General features: G+C 64.4%; 6 protein-coding genes and 1 pseudogene. 1 reads left to right on the plus strand and 6 read right to left on the minus strand.

Features of this window, described 5'->3' with window-relative positions; genetic code table 11:
* The first annotated feature begins 89 nt into the window (after nt 1-89).
* Nucleotides 90-2948 carry an excinuclease ABC subunit UvrA gene (gene uvrA / locus ACOHX0_RS04585; protein ID WP_420675497.1) on the plus strand — a complete coding sequence of 953 codons (2859 nt, stop codon included), beginning with the start codon at nt 90-92 and terminating at the stop codon, nt 2946-2948.
* Between the two features lie 85 nt (nt 2949-3033).
* Here uvrA and ACOHX0_RS04590 read toward each other — a convergent pair whose 3' ends face one another.
* From ACOHX0_RS04590 to ACOHX0_RS04615, 6 genes and pseudogenes are all read right to left on the minus strand, one after another.
* Nucleotides 3034-3372, minus strand: coding sequence for an excinuclease ABC subunit A (locus ACOHX0_RS04590; protein ID WP_420675498.1), 339 nt, complete (start codon nt 3370-3372; stop codon nt 3034-3036).
* Nucleotides 3373-3467: 95 nt separating this feature from the next.
* A complete protein-coding gene (gene mmsB / locus ACOHX0_RS04595) occupies nt 3468-4340 on the minus strand; it encodes a 3-hydroxyisobutyrate dehydrogenase (protein ID WP_420675500.1) in 873 nt (290 codons plus the stop codon).
* The gene (locus ACOHX0_RS04600; RefSeq protein ID WP_420675501.1) at nt 4337-5383 is read right to left on the minus strand and encodes an enoyl-CoA hydratase/isomerase family protein; all 1047 of its coding nucleotides are present in this window, start codon (nt 5381-5383) and stop codon (nt 4337-4339) included. The genes mmsB and ACOHX0_RS04600 overlap by 4 nt, the downstream gene beginning before the upstream one ends.
* A 96-nt stretch (nt 5384-5479) precedes the next feature.
* A complete protein-coding gene (locus ACOHX0_RS04605; protein ID WP_420675502.1) occupies nt 5480-6619 on the minus strand; it encodes an acyl-CoA dehydrogenase family protein in 1140 nt (379 codons plus the stop codon).
* A gap of 339 nt (nt 6620-6958) precedes the next feature.
* A complete protein-coding gene (locus tag ACOHX0_RS04610; protein WP_420675503.1) occupies nt 6959-7525 on the minus strand; it encodes a formyltransferase family protein in 567 nt (188 codons plus the stop codon).
* Between the two features lie 34 nt (nt 7526-7559).
* Nucleotides 7560-7691, minus strand: a pseudogene (locus tag ACOHX0_RS04615) (IS3 family transposase); the annotation flags it as partial.

The following is a 7691-nucleotide window of genomic DNA, read 5'->3' on the forward strand; positions in this document are numbered from 1 at the left end:
TTTTGACCCTTGGCGTTTCGAAATCCATTCCCTATCTGTAGGGACGTCTGCCCGCCGGTGGCTGGGACGGACGGGAATACGGGGGCGTTATGGCTGAGTTGAAATCCATCGAAGTGCGCGGCGCGCGCGAGCACAATCTGAAGAGCATCGACGTGGATATCCCGCGCGATGAGCTGGTGGTGATCACCGGCCTCTCCGGCTCGGGCAAGTCCTCGCTGGCCTTCGATACCATCTATGCCGAGGGCCAGCGCCGCTATGTGGAATCGCTCAGCGCCTATGCGCGGCAGTTCCTCGACATGATGGAAAAGCCGGATGTGGACCACATCAGCGGCCTGTCCCCGGCGATCTCCATCGAGCAGAAGACCACCTCGAAAAACCCCCGCTCCACCGTCGGCACGGTGACCGAGATCTACGACTACCTGCGCCTTTTGTTCGCCCGCGCAGGCACGCCCTATTCCCCCGCCACCGGCCTGCCGATCGAAGCACAGCAAGTGCAGGACATGGTCGACCGCATCATGACGCTGGAGGAGGGCACCCGCGGCTACCTGCTGGCGCCGATCGTCCGCGACCGCAAGGGCGAGTACCGCAAGGAATTCCTGGAACTGCGCAAGCAGGGCTTCCAGCGGGTGAAGGTTAACGGCGAGTTCTACGAGCTGGACGAGCCGCCAACCCTGGACAAGAAGTTCCGGCACGACATCGACGTGGTGGTCGACCGCATCGTGGTGCGCGAAGGGCTGGAGACGCGGCTGGCGGACTCGCTTCGCACCGCGCTGGATCTGGCCGACGGTATCGCGGTGCTGGAAACCGCCCCGCGCGAGGGCGAGCCGGAACGCATCACCTTCAGCGAAAACTTCGCCTGCCCGGTCAGCGGCTTCACCATCCCCGAAATCGAGCCGCGGCTGTTCTCCTTCAACGCGCCCTTCGGGGCCTGTCCCTCCTGCGACGGCTTGGGGGTGGAACTGTTCTTTGACGAGCGTCTGGTGGTGCCGGACCAGAGCCTGAAGGTCTATGACGGCGCGCTGGCGCCCTGGCGCAAGGGCAAGTCGCCCTATTTCCGCCAGACCATCGAGGCCATCGCGCGGCATTACGAGTTCGACAAGAACACGCCCTGGAAGGATCTGCCCGCCAAGGTCCAGCAGGTGTTCCTGCGCGGCTCCGGCGAGGAGGAAATCAAGTTCCGCTACGACGAGGGCGGCCGCGTTTACGAGGTGACGCGCGTCTTCGAAGGCGTGATCCCCAACATGGAACGGCGCTACCGCGAAACCGACTCGAACTGGATCCGCGAGGAATTCGAGCGCTACCAGAACAACCGCCCCTGCCACCACTGCAACGGCTACCGTCTGCGCGACGAGGCGCTGGCGGTGAAAATCGCGGATATCCACGTTGGCCAGGTGGTGCAGAAGTCGATCCGCGAGGCGCTGGCCTGGATCGAAGCGGTGCCTGAGCATCTGAGCCAGCAGAAGCGCGAGATCGCCCGCGCTATCGTCAAGGAGATCCGCGAGCGTTTGGGGTTCCTGAATAACGTGGGTCTGGAATATCTTACGCTGTCACGTTCAAGTGGAACCCTGTCCGGCGGCGAAAGCCAGAGGATCCGTCTGGCAAGCCAAATCGGCTCCGGCCTGACCGGCGTGCTTTATGTGCTCGACGAGCCCTCCATCGGCTTGCACCAGCGGGACAACGACCGTCTGATCGGCACGCTGAAGAACCTGCGCGACCAGGGCAATACGGTGATCGTGGTGGAGCATGACGAGGACATGATCCGCCAGGCCGACTATGTCTTCGACATCGGCCCTGGCGCCGGTGTGCACGGCGGCGAGGTGGTGAGCCACGGCACTCCGGATCAAGTCGCGGCCGATGCCGCCTCTATCACCGGCCAGTATCTGTCCGGCACCCGCGAGATTGCCGTGCCCGGAACCCGGCGCAAGGGCAACAAGAAGAAGATCAAGGTGGTGAAAGCCACAGGCAACAACCTGAAGAACGTGACCGCTGAGTTTCCGCTGGGCAAGTTTGTCTGCGTCACCGGCGTGTCCGGCGGCGGCAAGTCGACGCTGACCATCGAGACGCTGTTCAAGACCGCTTCGATGCGCCTGAACGGCGCGCGCCAAACACCCGCGCCCTGCGAGACCATCAAGGGGCTGGAGCATCTGGACAAGGTGATCGACATCGACCAGCGCCCGATCGGGCGCACGCCGCGTTCAAATCCAGCCACTTACACCGGGGCCTTCACCCCGATCCGCGACTGGTTTGCCGGGCTGCCCGAGGCCAAGACGCGCGGCTACAAGCCGGGGCGGTTCTCCTTCAACGTGAAGGGCGGCCGCTGCGAGGCCTGCCAGGGCGACGGTGTGATCAAGATCGAGATGCACTTCCTGCCCGATGTCTACGTCACCTGCGAGACCTGCAAGGGCGCGCGCTACAACCGCGAAACGCTGGAGATCAAGTTCAAGGGCAAGAGTATTGCCGATGTGCTGGACATGACTGTGGAGGATGCGCAGGAGTTCTTCGCCGCGGTGCCGCCGATCCGCGACAAGATGGACGCGCTGATGCGGGTGGGGCTTGGCTACATCAAGGTGGGCCAGCAGGCGACCACGCTCTCCGGCGGGGAGGCGCAGCGGGTGAAACTGTCGAAAGAGCTGTCGAAACGCTCCACCGGGCGGACACTGTATATTCTGGACGAGCCGACCACGGGCCTGCATTTCGAGGATGTGAAGAAGCTTCTGGAAGTGCTGCACGAGCTGGTCGAGCAGGGAAATTCGGTGGTGGTGATTGAGCACAACCTGGATGTGATCAAAACCGCCGACTGGCTCATCGACATCGGCCCCGAGGGCGGCGACGGCGGCGGTGAGATCGTTGCGGCGGGCACGCCGGAGAAGGTGGCGGAAGAGCCGCGCAGCCACACCGGGCGCTACCTGAAGGATATCCTGCAGACCCGCAAGCTGGCAGCGGAGTAAGGTCCGGCCGGGGGAGGGGCGCCGCCCCTCTTGGCCTGCGGCCAATTCACCCCGGGGTATTTGCGGTCAGAAAGTGATGGCGGGCTCAGTCCAGGACTGCGGCCACGGCCCCGATCAGGTCGAGCACCTCGCGGGTTTCGCGGTCGACGCGGAAGACCTGGCCGCCCATGCGGTAGTAGCTGTAGGCGGGATCCAGCCCGTGGCGGTCCGGATTGCGGATCAGGATGTAGCGGTGATCGATCCGGCTGCCCTTGCCATAGAATTTCTTGGCCTGGCCCGGCGGAACGCAGGCCGGAGATTTCTTTGCCAGGCCGGGCGGGCAGCCGGCTTGGGTGCCCGGATTGGTTTTGGGGCCGCCTGCTTCAACGGCGGCGGGGGCGGCCAAGCTCGCGGCCAGGGCGGCGAGCATCAGGCTTTTACGCATTTTGAACCTCCATTATCCAGTCACGCCGACCTGCTGGAATGGCGGCAGTGGCGCAAGGAGGATCGTGGAAGCGGCGGAAAGCCGCCGCTTCGGGGTCAGCTGCGGTGGCGCTGTTCGAAGCGGGGCAGCATGGCGGAGAAATCCATGCCCTTGCCGTCTTCGTCCTCGACAAACGTCCGGTAGAGCGCCATTGCCAGCGCGCCCATCGGGGTGTCGGCGTCGGCGCTTGCGGCAGCCTGCTGGCTGAGGCCGAGGTCCTTCAGCATCAGTTCGGCCGCGAAACCAGGCTTGTAGCCGTTGTCGGCGGGCGACTGCGGGCCGACGCCCGGCGCCGGGCAGTAGGCGTTCATGCTCCAGCTGTAGCCGGAGGAGGTGGAAACCACGTCGAACATCTTCTGCCGGTCGAGGCCAAGCTTGTCGGCCAGCGCGAAGGCCTCGCAGGTGGCGATCATGGTGACGCCGAGGATCATGTTGTTGCAGATCTTCGCGGCCTGGCCTGCGCCCGCCTCGCCGCAATGAACCGCCTTCTGGCCCATGATGCCGAACAGCGGTTCGGCCTTCGCGAAGGCTTCGGCGCTGCCGCCGGCCATGAAAGTGAGCGTACCGGCTGCAGCGCCGCCGATGCCGCCGGAAACCGGCGCATCGACCGCCAGCAGGCCGGCATCCGCCGCTTGGGCCGCAACGGCGCGGGCGGAGTCCACGTCGACGGTGGAACAGTCGATGAAAGCCGCGCCACCTTCCATCGCCGGGATCAGCGTCCCGGCTACTTTGCGCAGGATCTCTCCGTTTGGGAGCATGGTTATGACGGCTTCGGCGCCTTTCGCGGCCTCGGCGGCGGAGCCCGCGAGGGTGACACCCTCGATATGCACCTCGGCGGTGTCGAAGCCGGTGACCTCGTGGCCTGCCTTGACCAGATTGGCGGCCATCGGCCCGCCCATGTTGCCCAGTCCGATAAATCCGATTTTCATGCGGTCTCCTCCTCGAATGTCAGCGCATCGGCGCCAAGCGGCATCAGCATCTGCGACACCGCTGCGGCCGGCACATCCTGCCCGGCATATTGCCACTGCGGATTGCGGTCCTTGTCAATGATCTGGGCGCGGATGCCCTCCAGGAAGTCGCCCTTCTCCATCGCGCGGAAGGTGAAGCGGTATTCCATGTCGAGCGCCTTGCGGATGGTAAGCCCCTCGCCGCGCAGCCGGTGCAGCATTTCGACCGTGCAGGCCATCGACAGCGGCGAATTCCGGCCCATCGCCTTGCGCGCGGCGGCGGCAAACTCGCTCTCGTCCGTGGCCAGGCTGTTGCGGATGTCCGTCAGGGTCTCACCGCCGAAGTGGCGGTTGATCGCGTCCTGCTGGGTGCGCAGCCTGCCTTCGGGCGCGGCTTCGGCGGCGTCCTCCACCACCGCGGCGCGGCCGTTGGTTTCCAGATCCGCGATCAGCTCCGGCCAGCGGGCCTCGGGGATGAAATAGTCGGCAAAGCCCGCCAGGATCGCGTCATCGGAGCCCATGCGGGCCGCGGTGAGGCCGAGGTATTCGCCGAGCCGTCCCGGTGCCAGTGCCAGCATCAGCGTGCCGCCGACGTCGGGGACCAGGCCGATGCCCACCTCCGGCATCGCGATCTGGCTGGTGCCGCCCACCACCCGGTGGGTGCCGTGACAGCCGATGCCGACGCCGCCGCCCATGGTGAATCCCTGCATGAAGCTGATCACCGGCTTCTGGTATTCGAAGATGCGGGCGTTGAGCCGGTACTCGTCGCGCCAGAACCTGCGGCCATAGGTGTATTCGCCTTTGGCGCCGGTGTCATACAGTTCGGCAATGTCGCCGCCCGCGCAGAAGGCCTTTTCGCCCTCGGCGTCGATCACCACCAGTTCCACCTCATCGTCGTTCGCCCAGACGCGCATGGCGGCGCCGATGGCCATGCACATCTCGTAGCTCATCGCGTTGAGCGCCTTGGGGCGGGTGAAGGTGATGCGGCCGGCCTTGCCGGACTTGCGGATATGGATGTCGCTCATCCTGGTCCCCCGTTGCAAAAGTGCTGCCCGCGCGGGACGCGCAGGCAGCCTGCCTGTGCGCCCTCGGCGCGGGCCAGTAGTGTGACGCCTGCGGGCTTACTCCGCAATCAGCTGGCGCGCGACGATCAGGCGCATGATCTCGTTGGTGCCTTCCAGGATCTGGTGCACCCGCAAATCGCGGACGAGCTTCTCGACGCCGTAGTCCGCCAGGTAGCCGTAGCCGCCGTGCAGCTGCAGGCAGCCGTTGGCGACGTCAAAGGCGGTGTCGGTCACCATCAGCTTGGCCATGGCGCAGAACTTGGTTGCATCCGGTGCTGCATTGTCGAGCTTCCATGCTGCCTGACGCAGGAAGGTTCGGGACGCCTGCAGCCTGGTTTCATATTCCGCCAGCCGGAACTGCAGCGCCTGGAACTGGTTGATCGGCTTGCCGAAGGCCTTGCGCTCGGACATGTACTGCACGGTCTGGTCGAGCGCCGCCTGGGCGCCGCCAAGTGCGCCGGCCGAGATGTTCAGCCGCCCGCCGTCAAGGCCTGCCATCGCGTAGGAGAAGCCCTTGCCTTCCTCGCCGATCAGGTTGTCCGCCGGGATCCTGCAATCGTCGAACTGCACCTGGGCGGTGGGCTGGGACTTCCAGCCCATCTTGTCCTCCAGCGCGCCGTAAGAGAGGCCATCCGTGCCCGCCTCGACTACCACGGTCGAGATGCCCTTTGGCCCGTCCTCGCCGGTGCGGCACATCACAACGTAGGCATCCGAATAGCCGCCGCCGGAAATGAAAGCCTTGGTGCCGTTCAGCGTGTAGCCTTCGTTGCTGCGCTCGGCGCGGGTCTTCAGCGCCGCCGCATCCGAGCCGGAGCCGGGTTCGGTCAGGCAGTAAGAGAAGATCTTCTCCATCGAGCAGAGCGCGGGCAGCCATTTCTGCTTGGTCTCATCCGAGCCGAACTTGTCGATCATGCCGCCGCACATGTTGTGGATCGACAGGAAGGAGCCGACCGAGGGGCAGGCCATCGCCAGCGCCTCGAATACCAGCGTGGCGTCCAGGCGCGACAGTCCGGAACCGCCATATTCCTCAGAGACATACAGCCCGCCGAAGCCCAGCTCGGCCAGCTGCGGCCAGAGCGATTTGGGGATGATGCCATCTTTTTCCCACTGGCGGGCGTGGGACGCGATATGTTCCTGGCCAAACGCGTAAGCCATGTCGAAGATGGCCGTCTGTTCTTCGGTCAGCGCAAAATCCATTGCGGCTCCTCCCTTGGTGCGGAATGAATTGAACAGTTGTTTATTTAATAGCGGCCGCGGGCGGCGGAAGCAAGCTGTGCGAATGCAAATCCGCCGTGCAGGAATGCGGCGGTGTAGCGGGACATTTTGCGTTGCAGTGCGGGACACTTCCCGTTGCAGCAACCCGTTTTTGAAAATCCCCTGATTTCTAGGGTTTTTCCGGGGTGGTTTTCAGCCCCAGCGGGGCGGGAATAGCGGCTGCCGAAGCGGCGGCCTTGGGACTCTTCGGACTGCAGTAGTGATAAAGTCGCCGCCCAAACCGTTTAAATCCGGCGGGCGGCGTTGAATTTAAAGGGCGTTTTACAGGGTCGTAAAGCTAACGGACTTTACTGCAGCCTCCAGGAGGTTCGCCCCGATGGGTGCCAGCGCTCGTTTCCACAGGCCTAGCGCAGTTTCCCCCGGCAGGATTTGGACCCGCTCCTGTAGACGCTTGCCGTAGGCTACGACGGCAGGACCGGCATCAATCACCGGTGTCATCCAGTGGACTGTCCCTCCAGTGAACCGGCCGCCGTTTGCCAAGCAATCCCGGATCGCGTGCCGGCCTTTGTAATCCGGCAGAATAGAGGGGTGGTAGCCGATGGCACCCAGCCGGGACCATTGAAGGAACCAGGCGGGGACGATGCAAAAGGAATGTGCGGAAACGATCAGGTCCGGCCGCCAGGGGAAATTCGCACTGAGCAACGGCAATCGGCGCGGCTTTACGCAGTGGGGCACGCCCAATTCCTCTGCCGCTGCCTTGGCCAACTTATCCTCAGGTTCTGTGACCAGTGCGAGCTCAATGCCTTGGCCTGAGAGGCGGCGCAGCACCTCGGCCGCCAACCAGGAGCAGCCGATAACGGCCACGCGGAAGGGTTCTTTACTCGACATAGCGAAATCCTTGTACCGCCCGGAAGTGACCGCCTAGACGTTCGACACGTTTGTCATTCACCTGCCAGCCAGCGTCCCGCAGCAGGGCCGCAACCCGGCGGTAGCCGTATCGGCCGTATTGACGTGTCAGCTCGATCATATCAGCGACCAGGCGTTCCTCGTCAGC

The sequence above is a fragment of the Cribrihabitans pelagius genome, assembly GCF_048820915.1.
Classification (GTDB): domain Bacteria; phylum Pseudomonadota; class Alphaproteobacteria; order Rhodobacterales; family Rhodobacteraceae; genus Cribrihabitans_A; species Cribrihabitans_A pelagius.